19 protein-coding genes are annotated in these 18,423 nt (G+C 72.5%); 9 read left to right on the top strand and 10 right to left on the bottom strand.

Going from position 1 to position 18,423, the window contains the following annotated elements; all coding sequences use genetic code 11:
• The first annotated feature begins 25 nt into the window (after window positions 1-25).
• Window positions 26-388: a DsrE family protein gene (locus FHX78_RS18400; RefSeq protein ID WP_145868518.1), complete on the top strand. Its 363-nt coding sequence runs from the start codon at window positions 26-28 to the stop codon at window positions 386-388.
• Window positions 389-395: 7 nt separating this feature from the next.
• Here FHX78_RS18400 and FHX78_RS18395 read toward each other — a convergent pair whose 3' ends face one another.
• The 8 genes from FHX78_RS18395 to FHX78_RS18360 all read right to left on the bottom strand — a co-directional run bounded on the left by FHX78_RS18395 (window position 396) and on the right by FHX78_RS18360 (window position 6,061).
• Entirely contained in the window at window positions 396-656 is a 261-nt protein-coding gene (locus tag FHX78_RS18395; protein WP_145868517.1) for a DUF3099 domain-containing protein, read from the bottom strand.
• An 87-nt stretch (window positions 657-743) separates the two neighbouring features.
• Window positions 744-1,031: a DUF1416 domain-containing protein gene (locus tag FHX78_RS18390; protein WP_004986406.1), complete on the bottom strand. Its 288-nt coding sequence runs from the start codon at window positions 1,029-1,031 to the stop codon at window positions 744-746.
• Between the two features lie 41 nt (window positions 1,032-1,072).
• On the bottom strand, window positions 1,073-1,918 hold the full coding sequence (locus FHX78_RS18385; protein ID WP_145868516.1) for a sulfurtransferase: 846 nt from the start codon (window positions 1,916-1,918) through the stop codon (window positions 1,073-1,075).
• Between the two features lie 123 nt (window positions 1,919-2,041).
• Complete coding sequence (locus tag FHX78_RS38170) at window positions 2,042-2,122, bottom strand: putative leader peptide (RefSeq protein WP_350310325.1); 81 nt, start codon at window positions 2,120-2,122, stop codon at window positions 2,042-2,044.
• Between the two features lie 197 nt (window positions 2,123-2,319).
• A complete protein-coding gene (locus tag FHX78_RS18375) occupies window positions 2,320-3,060 on the bottom strand; it encodes an LmeA family phospholipid-binding protein (RefSeq protein WP_145868515.1) in 741 nt (246 codons plus the stop codon).
• A 594-nt stretch (window positions 3,061-3,654) separates the two neighbouring features.
• A complete protein-coding gene (locus FHX78_RS18370; RefSeq protein ID WP_145868514.1) occupies window positions 3,655-4,797 on the bottom strand; it encodes a hypothetical protein in 1,143 nt (380 codons plus the stop codon).
• Between the two features lie 3 nt (window positions 4,798-4,800).
• Window positions 4,801-5,055, bottom strand: coding sequence for a MoaD/ThiS family protein (locus FHX78_RS18365; protein WP_145868513.1), 255 nt, complete (start codon window positions 5,053-5,055; stop codon window positions 4,801-4,803).
• A gap of 40 nt (window positions 5,056-5,095) precedes the next feature.
• Window positions 5,096-6,061 carry an alpha/beta hydrolase gene (locus FHX78_RS18360; protein ID WP_167531793.1) on the bottom strand — a complete coding sequence of 322 codons (966 nt, stop codon included), beginning with the start codon at window positions 6,059-6,061 and terminating at the stop codon, window positions 5,096-5,098.
• Between the two features lie 227 nt (window positions 6,062-6,288).
• Between FHX78_RS18360 and FHX78_RS18355 the strand changes: the two genes are divergently transcribed.
• The 7 genes from FHX78_RS18355 (at window position 6,289) to FHX78_RS18325 (ending at window position 14,020) form a co-directional block, all read left to right on the top strand.
• Complete coding sequence (locus FHX78_RS18355; RefSeq protein ID WP_145868512.1) at window positions 6,289-7,068, top strand: winged helix-turn-helix transcriptional regulator; 780 nt, start codon at window positions 6,289-6,291, stop codon at window positions 7,066-7,068.
• 107 nt (window positions 7,069-7,175) lie between these two features.
• Complete coding sequence (locus FHX78_RS18350) at window positions 7,176-8,198, top strand: LacI family DNA-binding transcriptional regulator (protein WP_145868511.1); 1,023 nt, start codon at window positions 7,176-7,178, stop codon at window positions 8,196-8,198.
• Between the two features lie 125 nt (window positions 8,199-8,323).
• Complete coding sequence (locus FHX78_RS18345) at window positions 8,324-9,388, top strand: S1C family serine protease (RefSeq protein WP_145868510.1); 1,065 nt, start codon at window positions 8,324-8,326, stop codon at window positions 9,386-9,388.
• 71 nt (window positions 9,389-9,459) lie between these two features.
• Window positions 9,460-10,194, top strand: a complete 735-nt coding sequence (locus tag FHX78_RS18340; RefSeq protein WP_145868509.1) for a response regulator transcription factor — start codon at window positions 9,460-9,462, stop codon at window positions 10,192-10,194.
• Window positions 10,191-11,612 (top strand): sensor histidine kinase, encoded by a 1,422-nt coding sequence (locus FHX78_RS18335; protein WP_145868508.1) that lies wholly within the window; start codon window positions 10,191-10,193, stop codon window positions 11,610-11,612. Before FHX78_RS18340 ends, FHX78_RS18335 begins: the two co-directional genes overlap by 4 nt.
• A 73-nt stretch (window positions 11,613-11,685) precedes the next feature.
• The gene (locus tag FHX78_RS18330; RefSeq protein ID WP_145868507.1) at window positions 11,686-13,776 is read left to right on the top strand and encodes a pectinesterase family protein; all 2,091 of its coding nucleotides are present in this window, start codon (window positions 11,686-11,688) and stop codon (window positions 13,774-13,776) included.
• Between the two features lie 55 nt (window positions 13,777-13,831).
• Window positions 13,832-14,020: a DUF1737 domain-containing protein gene (locus FHX78_RS18325; RefSeq protein ID WP_145868506.1), complete on the top strand. Its 189-nt coding sequence runs from the start codon at window positions 13,832-13,834 to the stop codon at window positions 14,018-14,020.
• Here FHX78_RS18325 and FHX78_RS18320 read toward each other — a convergent pair.
• Window positions 14,007-14,996, bottom strand: coding sequence for an ornithine cyclodeaminase family protein (locus FHX78_RS18320; RefSeq protein ID WP_145868505.1), 990 nt, complete (start codon window positions 14,994-14,996; stop codon window positions 14,007-14,009). The two genes, FHX78_RS18325 and FHX78_RS18320, sit on opposite strands and share 14 nt — an antisense overlap.
• Window positions 14,997-15,185: 189 nt before the next feature.
• On the bottom strand, window positions 15,186-17,006 hold the full coding sequence (locus FHX78_RS18315; protein ID WP_145868504.1) for a bifunctional metallophosphatase/5'-nucleotidase: 1,821 nt from the start codon (window positions 17,004-17,006) through the stop codon (window positions 15,186-15,188).
• Between the two features lie 160 nt (window positions 17,007-17,166).
• On the opposite strand from FHX78_RS18315, the gene mshD reads away from it, so the two are divergent.
• Complete coding sequence (mshD, locus tag FHX78_RS18310; protein ID WP_145868503.1) at window positions 17,167-18,093, top strand: mycothiol synthase; 927 nt, start codon at window positions 17,167-17,169, stop codon at window positions 18,091-18,093.
• Window positions 18,094-18,423 lie beyond the last annotated feature (330 nt).

The raw sequence follows: 18,423 nt of genomic DNA, 5'->3' as shown, positions 1-18,423 counted from the left end.
TAGCGCATGTGATTACGATTCGGTCATGGCGAAGAAGCTTGTGATCAAGGTGACCGCGGGAAGCGACGCCCCCGAACGCTGCTCCCAGGCGTTCACGGTGGCCGCGGTGGCCGCGGCCAGCGGTGTCGAGGTCTCCCTCTGGCTCACCGGTGAGTCCTCGTGGTTCGCCCTGCCGGGCCGCGCCGCCGAGTTCGAGCTGCCGCACGCGGCCCCGCTGCCCGACCTGCTGGACTCGATCCTGGCCGCCGGCCGGATCACCCTGTGCACCCAGTGCGCGGCCCGGCGCGACATCACGGAGAAGGACGTCCTCGACGGTGTGCGCATCGCCGGCGCCCAGGTCTTCGTCCAGGAGTCCATGGCGGACGGCACGCAGGCGCTCGTCTACTGAGACGCGCCTACCGGGGCCCCTTCCTGCCGTCCAGCTCGTCCCACCACTCGTCGGACTTCGGATCGCCGGACGGGTCGTCCCACCAGCGGTCCTCCGGACCGCGCCGGTTGGCGATCACCGCGGCGACCGGCGGGATGACCATGGCGACCAGGCACATGCCCACGGCCACCGGCACCGACCAGAGCCGCACCACGCCCCAGGCCAGGACGAACAGCCCGATGCAGGTGCCCATCATGGCGAAGTAGACGTGCCGCCTGCGCGCGTACATACCTCCAGCGTAGGTCCGCGGACATGCCGAAGGGCCGCACCCCGGGCGTCCAACCCGTGGGGTGCGGCCCTTGGGCCGTCACGCGCCTCAGACCGCGATCGCGACCTCGGCCAGACCGCCCTGCTGGGCGACGACCGTGCGGTCGGCGGTGCCGCCCGGCACCAGGGCACGGACGGTCCAGGTGCCCTCGGCCGCGTAGAAGCGGAACTGTCCGGTGGCGGAGGTCGGGACCTCCGCGGTGAACTCGCCGGTCGAGTCCAGCAGACGGACGTAGCCCGTCACCGGCTCGCCGTCACGGGTCACCTGACCCTGGATGGTGGTCTCACCGGGCTTGATCGTCGAGGCGTCCGGGCCGCCGGCCTTCGCACCGCACATGTCGTACTCCTAGGGGGTCGGAAGAGGTCGGTCGGGAGGGCTTACTTGCCGGAGCCGAGCTCGATCGGCACGCCGACGAGGGAGCCGTACTCGGTCCAGGAGCCGTCGTAGTTCTTGACGTTCTCGACACCGAGCAGCTCGTGCAGCACGAACCAGGTCAGCGCGGAACGCTCACCGATGCGGCAGTAGGCGATGGTGTCCTTGGCCAGGTCGACCTGCTCGGCCTCGTAGAGGGCCTTGAGTTCGTCGTCCGACTTGAAGGTGCCGTCGTCGTTGGCGTTCTTCGACCACGGGATGTTCGCGGCCGTCGGGACGTGGCCCGGGCGCTGCGACTGCTCCTGCGGCAGGTGGGCCGGGGCGAGGAGCTTGCCGGAGAACTCGTCGGGCGAGCGCACGTCGACCAGGTTCTGGGCGCCGATGGCGGCCACGACGTCGTCGCGGAAGGCGCGGATCGAGGTGTCCTGGGCCTTGGCCTTGTAGTCGGTCTTCGGGCGCTCCGGCACCTCGTCGCCGGGGACCAGCTCGCGGGCGTCCAGCTCCCACTTCTTGCGGCCGCCGTCGAGGAGCTTGACGCTCTCGTGGCCGTACAGCTTGAAGTACCAGTAGGCGTACGACGCGAACCAGTTGTTGTTGCCGCCGTAGAGGACGACCGTGTGGTCGTTGGAGATGCCCTTGTCCGACAGGAGCTTCTCGAAGCCCTCCTGGTCGACGAAGTCACGGCGGACCGGGTCCTGAAGGTCCTGCGTCCAGTCGATCCGGATGGCGTTCTTGATGTGGTTCTTCTCGTAGGCGGACGTGTCCTCGTCCACCTCGACGATGGCGATGGTCGGGTCGTCCAGGTGCTCCTGGAGCCAATCGGCGTCGACCAGGACGTCGCTGCGACTCATGCTCTTTCTCCTCCGGGGCAGTTGCGGCGGGGCGTGCGGGTGAGAGGGTGCGCGCGTCCTCGGCGGACCGGCGCACGGGTGCCCTCAGCGGGGCGGGGGGAACGCGGACGTCGACGCGTCCGCTCAGAAGGTGCGACAGAGCATGGCGGCGACACGGCACAGGTCTACTGCCCGCCGCTTCGTGAGATCCGCCTGTCGCTTCATGGGGTCGATCGTAGGGAGGCGCAGCCGCACGTGTCACCGGCGTGTCGCATAATGAGACGGGATCGTCCGCGATATGGGATGCGATCGCCTCCGGACCGGCTCCCGCGCACTCCGGGCCCGCCCGCGTCCGCCGTCACATCTGCCCTGCGGACGCGCCCGTCTCGCCTGTCGGACGCCCCTGTCCGCCGAACCGTTCCCTACCCGACGAGACGGACATCGGAACCCGTCACCGTGATGTCCACGCCGTTCCGAGCCGCCTCGACCTTGTCCAGCCGGATGCCGCCGGGCAGTCCGTCGATCTTCTGCTCGAAGTCGGTGATCCGCCGCACCCTCGACTCGGCCAGCTCCACCCCGCCGAACTCGGGCAGCGCGTCGGCCTGCACGCGCACGGTGTCGCCGTCCACGACGGTCACCGAGCTGAGCACGGAGACGGGCTCGGGCAGGGTGCCCAGCGCGGTCTCCACCTCCACGGCGACCTTGATCTTCCCGTTGCCGCCGTCGGACAGGCCGATGACCTTGGCCGTGACCCCGGGGGCGACCTGTGTGGGCTCGGACTTGGCGGTCTTCAGCAGCTCGTCGTAGGCCACGGTGGCCGTACCGGTCGCGCTGTCGGCGACGGCGGAGCTGAAGTCGCTGGAGAAGTCCACGCCCTTCATGTCGGCGCGGAGGTCCCCGATGCGGATCGTCTCGGCGCCGTCGCCGGTGCCGGCCTCGTAGCCCTCGATCCCGACCTGCACCTCGTCCAGGGAGCCGCCGGCCACCTGGGTGAGGAACGGGAAGCCCTTGATCGACACGTCGGGGGTGGCCGCGAGGTTCTCCGTCGCCTTCAGGCGGTCCGCCGCCTCGCCCTCGGCGATGTTGACCGCGACGCGGTCGACGATCACGAAGATCCCGCCCAGGATCACGACGACGACGAGCAGTATTCGCAGTGCGCGCATGCGGTGCTTCCCCCACGTGGCTTTTTGACGACGGCGGCCCCCGACGACCGGGCGGTCGTCCAGCGCGAGCGTAACCCTGGGGCGGGCGGGACCACGGAATTGTCGATCACCTGTGACAGGGGGCTGCGCGGGCGGGACGGTTGTCCGGGGACCGGTGCTCCAGGGGTGACCGGTGTGGGAGCGGCCCGGGGGATGTCGCGCAGCCCGGCGCTGCCGGGACGCCGCCGCGCCCACCTCCCCCATCGCCCCACGGCCCGACTGCCCGACTGCCCGCGGTGAACGGCAGACGGGTGCCCGCAGTGAACGGCAGGCAGGTGCCTGCAGTGAACGGCAGGCAGGTGCCCGCAGTGAACGGCGACGGATGGCCACCATCAGCGGTAACGGTCGCGTACGGCGGGAAGGGGACGGGGCGGGGGTGTGCGCCCGCAGTGGCCGGCGCGTCCGCTCCCCACGCTTCTCGAGTGACCGATTCCGCGCCGGTCCGAGGACGGACACCCCCGACCCGGCCCCGCCCCACCCACCACCCGTAGGCGCTACGCGCACCCCCACCGGACCGACCCCTGCGCCGCGGGCATGGCATCCCGCCCACGACCGTCAGACGGCCATGCGCCCCAGTACGTACACCGCGGGCGCCGCGGCGGCCAGCGGCAGCGCCACACCCGCGGTGAAGTGCACGAACCGCGACGGATAGTCGTAGCTCGCGACCCGGTGACCGATCAGCGCGCAGACCGCGGCCCCCGCACCCACCAGCGCACCCGAGGCGGCATCCAGCCCCGCGACCCCGCCCACGGCGAACCCCGCGCCCGCCGCCGCGGCCGGCGCGACCACCACGGACAAAGCCGTTGGCAACGGCAGCGCCCGCACCACGACCGCCACCGCCACGGCCACCGCACCCACGGTCACCGCATCCGCGTCCGCCGCGAGGTACCCGCCGGCCGCGATCGCCAGCGCCGCCGCCGCGACCGTCGCCATCAGCCCGTACATCCGCTCGTCGGGATCCGCGTGCGATCGCAGCTGCAACACCAGCGACAGCAGCACCCACACCCCCAGCGCCCCCAGGATCGCCCCCGGCGAGCCGTCGGAGACCAGCAGCGCCGCGTCCGCGACCACCGCGCCCAGGAACCCGAGCGCGATCCCCTGCCGCGCCGGCCACATGCCGTTCAGCCGGAACCAGCCCGCCGCCGTGACCGCCTGGAGCAGCACCAGCGGCACGAGAAGCCCGTACGTCCCCAGCGCCGCCCCGCCGGCGAGCAGCAGCCCCAGCAGCGCGGTGAGCGCCGCCGGCTGCATCCCGGGCTCGATGATCGGCGAGCGCCCCTCCGCCCGCGCCCGCTGCGCGTCAGTGACGCGCGTGTTCCCGGCCAGCGTGGCCGGCCCGTACTCGGGCCCGCCCCCGTTCCCGGCACCGCCACTCGGCGCCGCGGGCTCGGCGTACCCCGGCGCCTGCGCAGGGGACGGCGCGGGCGGCTGCGCGGGCGACTGCACCGGCGGCAGGTACGACGTCTCCTCCGCGGGCGCGGCCACCGGCGGCTGCATCTGCGTCTCCCACGTCTGCCCCTGCCACTGCTGCGTGTACTGCTGATCGGCGTACGGATCCCCGTACCCGGGCGGCCCCACCTGCCCCGCCGACCCCGCCTGCCCGGGCCAAGCCTGCTGCTGACCCTGCTGCTGGCCCTGCCCCTGCCCCTGCTGCGGGTACGGCTCGTACGCCCCGTACCCGTACGGCTGGTTCGTCATCGCTCATCCTCCTGCGAACGGCGGAAGCACCTCGACCGTGCCGCCGTCGGCCAGCCGTACCGTCTCATGCGCGCGGGTCCCCACGGGATCACCGTCGACGAGGAACGAGCACCGCATCAGCACGCGCGCGAGTTCGCCGGAGTGCCGCCCGCGCACCGCGTCGAGCGCCTCGGCGAGCGTGACCGCCTCGTAGGGCTCCTCGGCCACCCCGGCCGCGGCCTTGGCGGCGGCCCAGTACCGCACCGTGACCTTTGCCATCTGCTGGTTCCTCTGTCGGTTGACGGTGAACACCGTCAGGCTAGCCCGCCCGGGCGACCACCCAGTCCCCGATCCGGGTCAACAGGCCCTCCGGCGCCGCGTTCTCGGCGTGCCCCATCCCCGGCTCGACCCACAGCTCCCCGCCCTCACCGGCGGCGGCCGCCAGCATCCGGGGGTGGTCGAGCGGGAAGTACCCGTCCTGGTCCCCGTGCACGATCAGCAACGGCGTCGGCGCGATCCGGGGCACCGCCTCGACGGGGGACACCGGCACCGGGTCCCACTGCCGGTGGTGGATCCGCGTCCGCAGCCCGTACCGCCCCACCAGCCGCCCGGACGGCCGGGTCACCAGCCAGTGCAGCCGCCGCATCGGAGCGGTCCCCCGGTAGAACCACCGCGCGGGCGCGCTCACGGAGACCACGGCGTCCACCCCGGCCCCCGGGTCACTCCCGACCCCCGGGGCACCCCCCGCCTCCCAGCCGAGCCCCGCGTGCCGCAGCACCACCGAGCCCCCCATCGAGAACCCGACCGTCGCCACCCGCGTGTGCCCCAGCTCCCGCGCCCAGCCCACCGCCGCGGCGAGGTCCAGCACCTCACGGTCCCCGACCGTGGACCGCCCGCCGGAGGCACCGTGCCCCCGGAAGGAGAACGTCACCACGCTCCCGTACCGCGCCAGCACCCCCGCCACCCGCCGCACGTGCGGCCGGTCCGCGTCCCCGGTGAAACCGTGTGCGACCACGAACACAAGATCCGCAGCACGCCCCGACACAGCACGCCCCGACGAAGCACCCTCCGACGCAGCACCACCCGCCTCCGGAAGACCGGAATCGAGACCGTCGTATACAACCGGCCCGGGTTCGTATACGGAATCGATCGACACCCCGTCCGCAGTGCGCAAAAACGTCCGCAAAGGCCCGCCACCCCGCGTTACCCCACGCGTCTCGGAATATGGACGAATGGCGGATCGTGCGGTAGATCGCGCCACATGACCTGCCCGACCGGTACTCATGTCGGCTATTCTGCTGCGAAGAGGACTCGGGCAGTGAAGCCCCCGGGTCCTTTTGTGCTTTCGGGAGCGTTGTATACGAAGCGGGATTTCCCGCCGGCGGTACGGGCGTCGATCGCACGCAGCAGTGCCGTAAACGTCCTCGCAGGGACCGAGGAGGAACCAGACGTTATGGGCGAGCGAACCATGCACGTACACAGGACGACCCCGACGCGGGCAGGTGAGGCGCGATGAGTTCGCTGCTGCTCCTGACCAACGCGCTCCAGCCGTCGACGGAGGTGCTCCCCGCCCTCGGCCTGCTCCTGCACACCGTACGGGTGGCCCCCGCGGAGGGCCCGGCCCTCGTCGACACCCCCGGCGCCGACGTGATCCTCGTCGACGGCCGGCGCGACCTCCCCCAGGTCCGCAGCCTGTGCCAGCTGCTGCGCTCCACCGGCCCCGGCTGCCCCCTCGTGCTGGTGGTGACCGAGGGCGGCCTCGCCGCCGTCACCGCGGACTGGGGCATCGACGACGTACTCCTGGACACCGCCGGCCCGGCGGAGGTCGAGGCGCGCCTGCGCCTGGCCATGGGCCGCCAGCAGATCGTCAACGACGACTCCCCGATGGAGATCCGCAACGGCGACCTGTCCGTCGACGAGGCGACCTACTCGGCCAAGCTGAAGGGCAGGGTCCTCGACCTGACCTTCAAGGAGTTCGAGCTGCTGAAGTACCTCGCGCAGCACCCCGGCCGGGTCTTCACCCGCGCCCAGCTCCTCCAGGAGGTCTGGGGCTACGACTACTTCGGCGGCACCCGCACGGTCGACGTGCACGTACGGCGCCTGCGCGCCAAGCTCGGCCCCGAGCACGAGTCGCTGATCGGCACCGTGCGGAACGTGGGTTACCGATTCGTTACGCCGGAGAAGGTCGAACGGGCCGCCGAGGAGGCCAGGGCCAAGGGCGACCGGCAAAAGGCGGCGGATGCGGACGAGACGGCCGCGCGGGACACCACCGGCGTCCGGGCACAGGCCTGACCGGCGCACGCATGAGCATTGCGTTCGCACATACGAGCCGTTTCCCTGCTGTTCGCAAGCGCTTTTACGCCCTGCCCCGAACTGGTATATCCGCGTAGACTCCGCGCGTGGCCAAGGTAACCAGGGATGATGTGGCGCGGCTGGCGGGGACGTCGACCGCCGTCGTCAGCTATGTCATCAACAACGGACCCCGGCCGGTCGCCCCGGCCACGCGCGAGCGTGTCCTCGCCGCGATCAAGGAGCTGGGGTACCGGCCGGACCGGGTCGCCCAGGCGATGGCGTCCCGGCGCACGGACCTCATAGGCCTGATCATCCCGGACGCCCGCCAGCCCTTCTTCGGGGAGATGGCGCACGCGGTGGAACAGGCCGCCTCCGAGCGCGGGAAGATGGTGCTCGTCGGCAACACGGACTACATCGGCGAGCGCGAGGTCCACTACCTGCGGGCCTTCCTCGGGATGCGCGTCTCCGGTCTGATCCTGGTCAGCCACGCGCTGAACGACCTGGCGGCGGCCGAGATCGACGCCTGGGACGCCCGGGTCGTCCTGCTGCACGAGCGCCCGGAGGCGATCGACGACGTCGCCGTCGTCACCGACGACCTCGGCGGCGCCCAGCTCGCCGTACGCCACCTGCTGGAGCACGGCAACGAGTACGTCGCCTGTCTCGGCGGCACCGAGGAGACCCCCGCCGTCGGCGACCCGGTCTCCGACCACGTCGAGGGCTGGCGGCGCGCGATGGAGGAGGCCGGCCTGCCGACCGAGGGCCGCCTCTTCGAAGCCCCGTACAACCGCTACGACGCCTATCGCATCGCGCTGGACATCCTCTCCGGCCCCGACCGCCCGCCCGCGATCTTCTGCTCGACCGACGACCAGGCGATCGGTGTCCTGCGCGCCGCGCGGGAGCTGCGCATCGACGTGCCGGGTGAGCTGGCGGTCGCCGGCTTCGACGACATCAAGGAGGCGCCGCTCGCGGACCCGCCCCTGACCACGGTGGCCTCGGACCGCTCGGCGATGGCCCGCGCGGCGGTCGACCTGGTCCTGGACGACGGCCTGCGGGTGGCGGGCTCGCGCCGCGAACGCCTGAAGGTGTTCCCGTCCCGCCTGGTGGTCCGCCACTCCTGCGGCTGCGCGTAACCGCACCGCCCCGCGAAGGGGTGTCACCGACGACGGCGGGCCTTTATATCGGGCATACGAGGTTCTGTCGGGCTTCTCAGCACACGCTCAGGCTGTTCTCATCGTCGGGCGCGAGGCTCGTCCACATGACCGAGAGCCTCCGCCCCAGCGGCGCGTACGAGAGCAGCCCCCAGCAGGTGAACCCCGAGTGGCCGCCCCCGCCGCCGTACACGCCCGCGACCGCGCAGCCCTCGCAGCCCGTTGAACCCTCGCATCCCGCTCGGCCCCCGCAGCCCTCTCAGCCCCCGCTCCCCCGGCGGAAGCGGGCCCGCGGCCCGGGCGCCCTGCTCGCCGCGGTGGCGATCGTCGCGGCGGCCGTGGGCGGCGGCACCGCCTACGGCGTGCAGGAGCTGACCGGAAACGACACGGTCGCGTCCGCCGGCTCGACCGGCACCACCGTGGTGCCGTCCAGCCAGAAGGGCACGGTGTCCGGTGTCGCCGAGGCGGTCACCCCGAGCATCGTCGAGATCAACGCCACCTCGAACGCCGGTTCCTCCACCGGCTCCGGCGTGATCATCACCGACGACGGCGAGATCATCACCAACAACCACGTCGTCGCCGGCGCCTCCTCGATCAAGGTGCGGACGAGTGACGGCAAGACCTACACCGCGCGGGTCGTCGGCACCGACAGCAAGAAGGACCTGGCGCTGATCGAGCTGGAGGACGCCTCCGGCCTCCAGGCGGCCACCCTCGGCGACTCCGACGGGGTGCGGGTCGGCGACCAGGTCGTCGCGATCGGCTCCCCCGAGGGCCTGACCGGCACGGTGACCAGCGGCATCGTCTCGGCCCTCGACCGCGACGTGACCGTCTCGACGGACGAGAGCCAGGGCCAGCAGCAGCGGCAGCAGGGCGGCGGCTGGCCCTTCGAGTACGGCGGCCAGGAGTTCAACGGCGACACCGGCAGCTCCACCACCACCTACCAGGCGATCCAGACGGACGCGTCCCTGAACCCCGGGAACTCCGGCGGAGCGCTGATCGACATGAACGGCACCATCATCGGCATCAACTCCGCGATGTACTCGGCGAGCGGCAGCGGCAGCGGCAGCGGCTCGTCCTCGTCCGAGGCGGGCAGCGTGGGCCTGGGCTTCGCCATCCCGGTCAACACGGTCAAGGCCGACCTGGAGACCCTGCGCTCCGGCTCCACGACCTGACGTCCCGCCCGGGAAGCATGCGAGGCTGAAGACCCGAGACCGCACCGGACGACGAAGGACCCCCCGAGCCCATGAGCCCCGCAGAAGGCGACCGTGCCCCCCAGCGCATCCTGATCGTCGACGACGAGCCGGCGGTGCGCGAAGCGCTCCAGCGCAGCCTGGCCTTCGAGGGGTACGGCACCGAGGTCGCCGTCGACGGCGCGGACGCCCTGGAGAAGGCGGCGGCGTACCGGCCGGACCTGGTCGTGCTCGACATCCAGATGCCCCGCATGGACGGCCTGACCGCCGCCCGCCGCATCCGCGCCACCGGTGACACCACACCCATCCTGATGCTGACGGCCCGGGACACGGTCGGCGACCGGGTGACCGGGCTGGACGCGGGGGCGGACGACTACCTGGTCAAGCCGTTCGAGCTGGACGAACTGTTCGCCCGGATCCGCGCGCTGCTGCGCCGCAGCTCGTACGCGGCGGCGGTGGCCGCCTCCGCCGAGTCCGACGACGTCCTGGCCTTCGCCGACCTGCGCATGGACCTGTCGACCCGCGAGGTCGTCCGGGGCGGCCGGCCGGTGGAGCTGACCCGCACGGAGTTCACGCTGCTGGAGATGTTCATGGCGCACCCGCGCCAGGTCCTCACCCGGGAGCAGATCCTGAAGGCGGTCTGGGGCTTCGACTTCGAGCCCTCCTCCAACTCCCTCGACGTGTACGTCATGTACCTGCGCCGCAAGACCGAGGCGGGCGGCGAGCCGCGCCTGGTGCACACGGTGCGGGGGGTGGGGTACGTGCTGCGGCAGGGGGGCGCGGAGTGAGCGGGCTGGTCCGCCGCGTCCGTGCCCTGCCCATCCGGGCCCGGCTGTCGCTGCTGGTGGCGGCGGCGGTGGCGTTCGCGGTGGCGGCGGTGGCGGTGGCGTGCTGGTTCGTGGTGAAGAGCGTGCTGGTGAGCTCGCTGGACGAGGCCCTGAGGGCGAACCGGATGGACGGGCAGCAGGTGAGCAAGTACCTCAACCTGCGCACCGGTCTGTGCGCCCACGACCCCGTCACCCACGAGGAGAACCCCTTCGGCTCGTCCGTACAGCTCGTGGACGGCAAGGGCGGGAGCTGCCTCATCATCGGCACGGAGGAGGTCCCGCTCACCGGCGCCGACCGCGCCGTGGCCGAGGGCACGGCCCCCGACGCGCTGCACGAGGCGACGGGGTCCGACGGCGGGCAGTACCGGGTCTTCACCTACACCGTGCCCGGCCTGCAGAACGTCGCCGTGTCCGCCGCGCGCCCGCTGAGCGAGGTGAACAGCTCCCTCAGCAACCTGGCGCTGGTGCTGGTCTTCGTCGCGGGCGCCGGGGTCGTGGGGGCCGCCGCCGCCGGCCTCTGGGTGGCCCGCACCGCACTGCGCCCCGTGGACGAACTGACCCGGGCGGTGGAGCACGTGGCCCGCACCGAGGACCTCACCGTCCGCATCCCCGTCGGCGACGACAGCGAGGACGAGATCGCCCGCCTCTCCCGCTCCTTCAACTCCATGACCTCCGCCCTCGCCAGCTCCCGCGACCTCCAGCAGCAGCTCATCGCGGACGCCGGCCACGAACTGCGCACCCCGCTCACCTCGCTGCGCACCAACATCGAACTGCTCACCCGCAGCGAGGAGACGGGCCGCCCGCTCCCGCCCGCCGACCGCAAGGCGCTGCTCGCCTCCGTCAAGGCGCAGATGACCGAGCTGGCCGCGCTCATCGGGGACCTCCAGGAACTGTCCCGCCCGGACACCGGCCAGCACGCGGACCGGGCGCAGATCGTCGCCTGGCAGGACGCCGTCGGGTCGGCGCTGCGCCGCGCCCGGCTGCGCGGTCCCGAGCTGACGATCACGGCGGACGTCCACCCCTGGTACGTACGGGCGGAGCCGTCCGCGCTGGAGCGGGCGGTGGTCAACGTCCTGGACAACGCCGTGAAGTTCAGCCCGGAGGGCGGCACGATCGACGTACGCCTGGCGGACGGTGTCCTCACCGTCCGCGACCGCGGCCCCGGTATCCCCGCCGACGAACTCCCCCACGTCTTCGACCGGTTCTGGCGCTCGCCCGGTGCCCGCGCCCTGCCCGGTTCCGGACTCGGCCTGTCCATCGTGGCCCGCACGGTCCAGCAGGCGGGCGGTGAGGTGACCCTGGCCCCGGCCGAGGGCGGCGGCACGACGGCCACGATCCGGCTGCCGGGCGCGCCGACACCCCCGCCGGACGTCGTCTGACGGGGCGGCAACCTTTCCGTGCCGGGCGGCGACCGACCCGTGTCCCCTCCCCCCACACGGAACGGATCGCCGCATGAGCGAGCACCGCAGCACTGCGCGTCACCGCCGCAGCAGGAAGCTCCTGGCCGTCGGCCTGCCGCTGACCCTCGCCACCGCCTCACTGGCGGTGTACGGCGCCGGTCCCGGCGCCATCACCCCCCAACTGGCGTCCGCCGCCTCCGACGTCACCTCCGCCGCGGCCCCCGCCTGGGCCACGGCCACCGCCGACGGCTTCGCCTCGGTGAACGCGCTCGGCCAGAACGGCACGTACGGCGGCCGGGACGGGCAGACCGTCACCGTGCGCACACAGGCGGACCTGGAGAAGTACGCCACCGCCGCCGAGCCGTACGTCATCGTCGTGGCCGGGACGATCACGATGAACCCGGTCGGCAAGGAGATCAAGGTCGCCTCCGACAAGACGATCGTGGGCTCCGGCACGTCCGGGCACCTCGTCGGCGGGGGCTTCTTCCTCGGCCAGGGCGTGCACAACGTGATCATCCGCAACCTGACGATCCGGGACGCCTACCAGGGCATCTGGAACGACAAGGACCACGACTTCGACGCGGTCCAGATGGACGGCGCGCACCACGTCTGGATCGACCACAACGACCTGCGGAACATGGCGGACGGGCTGATCGACGTCCGCAAGGACAGCACGTACGTGACGGTCTCCTGGAACGAGCTGAGCCAGAACAACAAGACCTTCGGCATCGGCTGGACCGAGAACGTCACGACGGACATCACGATCCACCACAACTGGTTCCGCGAGACCGAGCAGCGCAACCCGTCCACGGACAACGCCGCCCACGCGCACCTCTACAACAACTACCTGGAGGACGTCGCCGGCACGAGCATCAACTCCTCGTACGGCAACTACTCGCGCGGCGGCACCCGGATGGTCCTGGAGAACAGCTACTTCCAGGGCATGAAGAACCCGGTCATCAAGGACGCGACGGCGACGATCGTCCAGCGCGGCAACATCTTCTCGGGCACGTCGGGCCGCAACGAGAGCGGCGGTACGGCCTTCGACCCGAAGGCGTACTACTCCTACACCCTCGACAGCGCGGCGAACGTGCCGTCCCTGCTGAAGTCGGGCACGGGCCCGCGTCCGACCATCGGCACGACGGCGTCGGCGGCGGCGGACGTCGCGCCGAAGGCCGCGGCGGCCACGACCCTCACCGTCGCCAAGGACGGCACCGGCCAGTACCGGACGGTCCAGGCGGCGGTGAACGCGGTCCCCGCGAACAACGCCTCCCGCGTGGTGATCTCCATCAAGCCGGGCACGTACCGCGAGACGGTGAAGGTCCCCTCCACCAAGCCGCACGTCACCTTCCAGGGCACCGGCGCCAGCCGCAAGGACACGGTGATCGTCTTCAACAACGCGGCCGGCACGCCGAAGCCGGACGGTTCGGGGAACCACGGCACCTCCGGCAGCGCCACGGTCGCCGTCGAGGCCGACGACTTCCAGGCCCGCAACCTGACGATCTCCAACGACTTCGACGAGCGCGCCAACCAGTCCCTCTCCGGCCACCAGGCGGTCGCCCTGCGCACGGCGGCCGACCGGGTCTTCCTCGACGGCGTGATCGTCGAGGGCGACCAGGACACCCTCCTCCTCGACACGGCCGCCAAGGACCGGCTCGGGCGGGTGTACGTCACCAACTCCTACGTCGTCGGGAACGTCGACTTCATCTTCGGCCGGGCGACCGCGGTGATCGACCGCTCCGTCATCACCCTGAAGAAGCGCTGGGACGGCACGTCGGCCGGCTACGTCACGGCGCCGAGCACGGCCGCGAACCGCAAGGGCATCCTCATCGCCAACTCCGCGGTGAACGGCGACGTCTCCGACCGCACCTTCTACCTCGGCCGGCCCTGGCACGCGGGCGGCGACGCCTCCCTCGACCCGCAGACCACGGTCCGCAACACCACCCTCGGCGCGGCGATCCGCACCACGCCGTGGACCGACATGGGCGGCTTCTCCTGGAAGGACGACCGCTTCGCCGAGTACCGGAACACGGGCCCCGGCTCCGGGTCGGCGAGCGGCGACCGTCCGCACCTGACGGACTCCCAGGCGGCGTCCCAGGAGGTCGCGGACTGGCTGGCCGGCTGGACGCCCACGGCGTCCTGACGCCGGGGGCGTCGGGGCGGGCGCGGCGGGCGGGCGGCTGTGACACCGTGGGCGCATGACGACACCACCGGACGGGCTGCCCGTGTACCGCGTACTGACCGGACCCGACGACGCGGCGTTCTGCCGCCGGGTGAGCGAGGCGCTGGAGCGGGGGTACCGGCTGCACGAGGGGCCCGCCGTCACCTTCGACGGTGAGCGGGTGATCGTGGCGCAGGCCGTCGTGTGGGCCCCTACCGCAGACTGATCCGCTCGCCGGCCCCCCGCTCCCGCGCCGCGGCGAGGACCAGCGCCGCGGCGGCGGCGTCCTGCACCGCCACGCCGACCGACTTGTAGAGGGTGATCCGGTCGGCCGACTCCCGGCCGGGGCGGCGGCCCAGGATTAGTTCGCCCAGTTCGGCGTGGACGTGGTCCGCCGTGACGACGCCGTCGCGGATCGGGTCCAGGAGGTCGTTGCTGCCGGTCGGGAACGGGGCGAGCGCGGCCTCCCGGGACTCCACGCACACCAGGGCGTCGGCCACGGTGGCGTCGTCGACCTCCCGGCCGGCCGGGTTGTAGCCCACCGAGGTGATGTGGGTCCCGGGGGCGATCCAGGGGCGGCGGACGACGGGTTCCAGGGCGTGCGTGGTGGCGGCGACGATGTCGGCGCCGTCGGCGGCCTCGGCGTAGGTGGCCACCGCCCGTACGTCGGCGTCCAGTTCGGCGGAGAGTTCCCGGGCCAGGGCCGCCGCCTTCGCCGGATCGCGCCCGGCCACCCGGATCTCCCGGACCGGGCGCACCCTGCACATCGCGCGGGCGTGGGAGCGGGCCTGCACCCCGGTGCCCAGGACGGCCAGCACCGACGCGTCCGCCCGGGCCAGCAGCCGGGCGGAGAGCGCCGAGCAGGCGCCGGTGCGGGCCGCGGTGATGGCGGTGCCGTCCAACAGGGCGACGGGCTCGCCGGTACCGGGGTCGAACATCACGATCAGTGCCTGGTGGGTGGGCAGCGCGGTTCCGGCGTTGCGCGGGAAGAGGGAGACCAGCTTGCCCGCCAGCACCCCGGCGGAGGGCACGTGGCCGGGCATGGCGGCCAGGAAGCCCTCCCGGTCGGGCACCAGGGCGGCGATGCGGCCGGGAGCGGAGGCACGGCCCGCGCTGAGATCGGCCATCGCCCCGGCCAGCGCGTCGATCAGCGCGTCCGGATCGAGCAGTCGCTCCACCTGCGAGCGTCCGAGCACCAGCATCCGTGTCACCCTCCTGACCCTCCCGCCGTGATGGCGTCCGTCCGTCGAAGCGTGACCCACCACGGCCGGTGCCCGGCGCAGGACACGCCACGCACGGGGACGGGGCCGGTGCACGACGTCCCGGCGTCGCGCACCGGCCCCGTCCCGGTGGTGGTTCCGTGGTGGTTCCCCCAGGGGTCCCTCCGGTGGTTACCGCACGACCGTGATGCGGTCCGCCTTCGGCGGGGCGATCGGGGCGGTGGCCGAGGAGTTGGCCGTCAGGTACTGCTCCAGGGCGGTCAGGTCGTCCTCGCCGACCAGGTCGTTCGTGCCCTGGCCCAGGGTCGGGAAGCCGTCGCCGCCGCCCGCGAGGAAGCTGTTGGACGCGACGCGGTAGGTGGCGGCCGGGTCGAGGGGCGCGCCGTTCAGCCGGATCGAGTCCGTGACCACGCGGTCCGCGCCCGTCTTCGTCAGGTCCAGGGTGTAGGTCAGGCCCGAGGAGACCTGGAGGATCTTCACGGCCGCCTCGTTCGGGCCGCTCACCTGCTCCTTGAGGATCTGGACGAGCTGCGCGCCGGTGAAGTCCTGGAGGTTGACCGTGTTGGCGAACGGCTGGACGGTGAAGCCCTCGGCGTAGGTCACCACGCCGTCGCCCTCACCGGCCTTGGCCGCGTAGGTCAGGGGCGCCCGGATGCCGCCGGGGTTCATCAGCGCGAGGTCGGTCTCCGCGTCCAGGCCCTTGGCGTACGCCAGTTGCGCGTCGGCGATGAGGTCGCCCAGCGGGGACTCGGTGCCGTCGCGGTTGATGTCGCCGGAGATGTAGCCGATCGGACGGTTGCCGATGGGGGCGGCGAGGGTGTTCCACTCGTCGATCAGCGCGGTCATGTCGGGCGCCTTGGGGACGTCCCGGGTGACGACGTGGTTCGCGGACTTCACGGCCGTACGGGCGATGTCGCCGGTCGCGCGGTCGTAGGTCAGCGTGGTGTCGGTGTAGAGGCGGCCGAAGGACGCGGCCGAGGTGACCATGCGGGGCTTGCCCGCCGGGTCCGGGATCGTGCACACGTACGCGTTGTGGGTGTGGCCGGTGACCAGCGCGTCCACCTGCGGCGTGACGTTCTTGGCGATGTCCGCGATCGGGCCGGAGATGCCGTCGCCGGCGCCCGGGGCGTCGCAGTCGTAGTTGTAGGCGGTGGACGCCGGGAAGCCGCCCTCGTGGATGAGGGCGACGACCGACTTCACGCCCTGGCGCTGGAGCACCTTGGCGTACTTGTTGATCGTCTCGACCTCGTCCTTGAAGGACAGGCCCTTGACGCCCTCGGCGGAGACGATGTCCGGGGTGCCCTCCAGGGTGACGCCGATGAAGCCGACCTTGACGCCGTTCTTCTTCCACACCCAGTACGGGTCGAGGACCGGCTTGCCGGTCTTCTCGTCCAGGACGTTCGCCGCCAGGTACGGGAAGTCGGCGCCCTCGAACTCCTCGTCGGAGTAGCAGCCGTCGGTGGGGTGGCAGCCGCCGTTCTGCAGGCGGCCGAGTTCCCTGGCGCCCTCGTCGAACTCGTGGTTGCCGACCGAGGTGACGTCCAGGTCGAGCTTGTTGAGCGCCTCGATGGTGGGCTCGTCGTGGAACAGGCCGGAGAGCAGGGGGGACGCGCCGACCATGTCGCCGCCGGCGGCGGTGATGGAGTACCGGTTGCCCTCGCGGGCCTGGCGCAGGTGGGTGGCGAGGTACTCCACGCCGCCCGCGTCGACGCTCTTCGTCGTGCCGTCGTGCTGCAGTTCGGTGACCCGGCCCGAGGAGCCCGCCGGGGGCTCGAGGTTGCCGTGCAGGTCGTTGAAGGACAGCAGCTGGACGTCCTGGTAGCGGCCGGGGCCGTGCGCGGCGCCCTTGTCCGCGCCGTCCTCGCCGGCGCTCGCCGAGCCGGGCAGGGCGGCGGCCAGCGCCCCGGCGGTGAGCACGCCGACGGCGGTCGCGAGGAGACGGGTGGTACGGCGTCTGCGGCGCTGGTGGTGCGCCGGGGATGTGGCTGGCATGCGCCCCCCATGTGGGTCCGATTGGGTACCGGCGCAGCCTAGGGTCAACGCGCGTAGCGCGACAGGGTCTTCATGGTTACATCCTGGTTTACCTTTCAGGGGCACCGGTATCGCCCGATATGCGGCGTCCTCGCCGCGCCCTCCCCGTACCCTCGTACGCATGACCAGCGACGACATCGCACGGCCCGGCCGCCCCCGCTCGCTCCAGACCTATGCCGCGCTCGCCCCCGAGCAGACCGAGGCGGTCCTCGCCCTGCTCGCGGAGGCCGCCCGGACCGACGGCCAGCAGGCGGTGTCCGAGCAGGGGCGGCTGCAGCTGCGCGGCGGGGAGCGGGCGGGCGTGTCCCATCTGCTGCTGTCCGTCGACGGTGAACTCGTCGGCTACGCGCAGCTGGAGGACACCGACCCGGTGGAGCCGCCGGCCGCCGAACTGGTGGTGCACCCCTCGCACCGGGGGAACGGTCACGGGCGGGCCCTGGGCGCGGCGCTGCTCGCGGCCTCCGGCAAGCGGCTGCGGGTGTGGGCGCACGGCGGTCACTCCGCAGCCCGGCACCTCGCGCAGGTCCTCGGGCTGACGCTGTTCCGGGAACTGCGCCAGATGCGGCGGCCCCTGGCCGGGCTCGACCTGCCCGACCCGGTGCTGCCGGAGGGCGTGAGCGTGCGCACCTTCGTGCCCGGGCAGGACGACGCGGCCTGGCTCGCGGTGAACGCCGCCGCCTTCGCCCACCACCCCGAACAGGGCTCCCTCACCCAGCGCGACCTCGACGACCGCAAGGCCGAGCCGTGGTTCGACCCCGAGGGCTTCTTCCTGGCCGAGCGGGACGGCCGGCTCGTCGGCTTCCACTGGACCAAGGTGCACGCCGAGGAGCGGCTGGGCGAGGTGTACGTCCTCGGGGTGAACCCCGGCGCCCAGGGCGGCGGCCTCGGCAAGTCGCTGACGACGATCGGGCTGCGGCATCTGGCGGACCGGGGGCTGCCGACGGCCATGCTCTACGTCGACGCCGACAACAAGGCGGCGGTCTCCGTCTACGAGCGGCTGGGCTTCGTCACCCACGAGGTGGACCTGATGTACCGGACGGAAACCTGAGCCTGCCGCGCACGCCGGCCCGCCACCGGCCCGGCTCCGGCGCGACCGGCGCCACCGCCGCGCACAGCAGTCCGGCACCGCCCGCCTCGCCCGGACCCAGGGCGTCATCCCCGCGACCGGCTACGTGCCGGCGGTCGCCGCCCTCGCCACCGCCGCCGCGTTCGCGGTCCTGCGCCGCCGTACGGGGCGGGACCTGTCGGGGCGTACGGGCGGACGGGCCGGTGCGGGAGCGGACCGACGTGGCCGGAGGGGTGCGGTCCCGCACCCCGTGAGCCGCCCCCCGCTATCCCGGACGTCATGTCTCCGTAACCAGTGATTCAGACAGGCTTG

Origin of the sequence: Streptomyces capillispiralis (assembly GCF_007829875.1) — a bacterium.
Lineage (GTDB): Bacteria > Actinomycetota > Actinomycetes > Streptomycetales > Streptomycetaceae > Streptomyces > Streptomyces capillispiralis.
The sequence above is the reverse complement of the archived record's forward strand: the minus strand, read 5'-3'. Positions and strand labels throughout refer to the sequence as shown.

Excerpts from the sequence above, each read along its gene's own strand:
- FHX78_RS18400 (WP_145868518.1), top strand. The coding sequence starts at position 26 with ATGGCGAAGAAGCTTGTGATCAAGGTGACCGCGGGAAGCGACGCCCCC.
- FHX78_RS18395 (WP_145868517.1), bottom strand. The coding sequence starts at position 656 with ATGTACGCGCGCAGGCGGCACGTCTACTTCGCCATGATGGGCACCTGC.
- FHX78_RS18390 (WP_004986406.1), bottom strand. The coding sequence starts at position 1,031 with ATGTGCGGTGCGAAGGCCGGCGGCCCGGACGCCTCGACGATCAAGCCC.
- FHX78_RS18385 (WP_145868516.1), bottom strand. The coding sequence starts at position 1,918 with ATGAGTCGCAGCGACGTCCTGGTCGACGCCGATTGGCTCCAGGAGCAC.
- FHX78_RS38170 (WP_350310325.1), bottom strand. The coding sequence starts at position 2,122 with ATGAAGCGACAGGCGGATCTCACGAAGCGGCGGGCAGTAGACCTGTGC.
- FHX78_RS18375 (WP_145868515.1), bottom strand. The coding sequence starts at position 3,060 with ATGCGCGCACTGCGAATACTGCTCGTCGTCGTCGTGATCCTGGGCGGG.
- FHX78_RS18370 (WP_145868514.1), bottom strand. The coding sequence starts at position 4,797 with ATGACGAACCAGCCGTACGGGTACGGGGCGTACGAGCCGTACCCGCAG.
- FHX78_RS18365 (WP_145868513.1), bottom strand. The coding sequence starts at position 5,055 with ATGGCAAAGGTCACGGTGCGGTACTGGGCCGCCGCCAAGGCCGCGGCC.
- FHX78_RS18360 (WP_167531793.1), bottom strand. The coding sequence starts at position 6,061 with ATGAGTACCGGTCGGGCAGGTCATGTGGCGCGATCTACCGCACGATCC.
- FHX78_RS18355 (WP_145868512.1), top strand. The coding sequence starts at position 6,289 with ATGAGTTCGCTGCTGCTCCTGACCAACGCGCTCCAGCCGTCGACGGAG.
- FHX78_RS18345 (WP_145868510.1), top strand. The coding sequence starts at position 8,324 with ATGACCGAGAGCCTCCGCCCCAGCGGCGCGTACGAGAGCAGCCCCCAG.
- FHX78_RS18340 (WP_145868509.1), top strand. The coding sequence starts at position 9,460 with ATGAGCCCCGCAGAAGGCGACCGTGCCCCCCAGCGCATCCTGATCGTC.
- FHX78_RS18330 (WP_145868507.1), top strand. The coding sequence starts at position 11,686 with ATGAGCGAGCACCGCAGCACTGCGCGTCACCGCCGCAGCAGGAAGCTC.
- FHX78_RS18325 (WP_145868506.1), top strand. The coding sequence starts at position 13,832 with ATGACGACACCACCGGACGGGCTGCCCGTGTACCGCGTACTGACCGGA.
- FHX78_RS18320 (WP_145868505.1), bottom strand. The coding sequence starts at position 14,996 with ATGCTGGTGCTCGGACGCTCGCAGGTGGAGCGACTGCTCGATCCGGAC.
- FHX78_RS18315 (WP_145868504.1), bottom strand. The coding sequence starts at position 17,006 with ATGCCAGCCACATCCCCGGCGCACCACCAGCGCCGCAGACGCCGTACC.
- mshD (WP_145868503.1), top strand. The coding sequence starts at position 17,167 with ATGACCAGCGACGACATCGCACGGCCCGGCCGCCCCCGCTCGCTCCAG.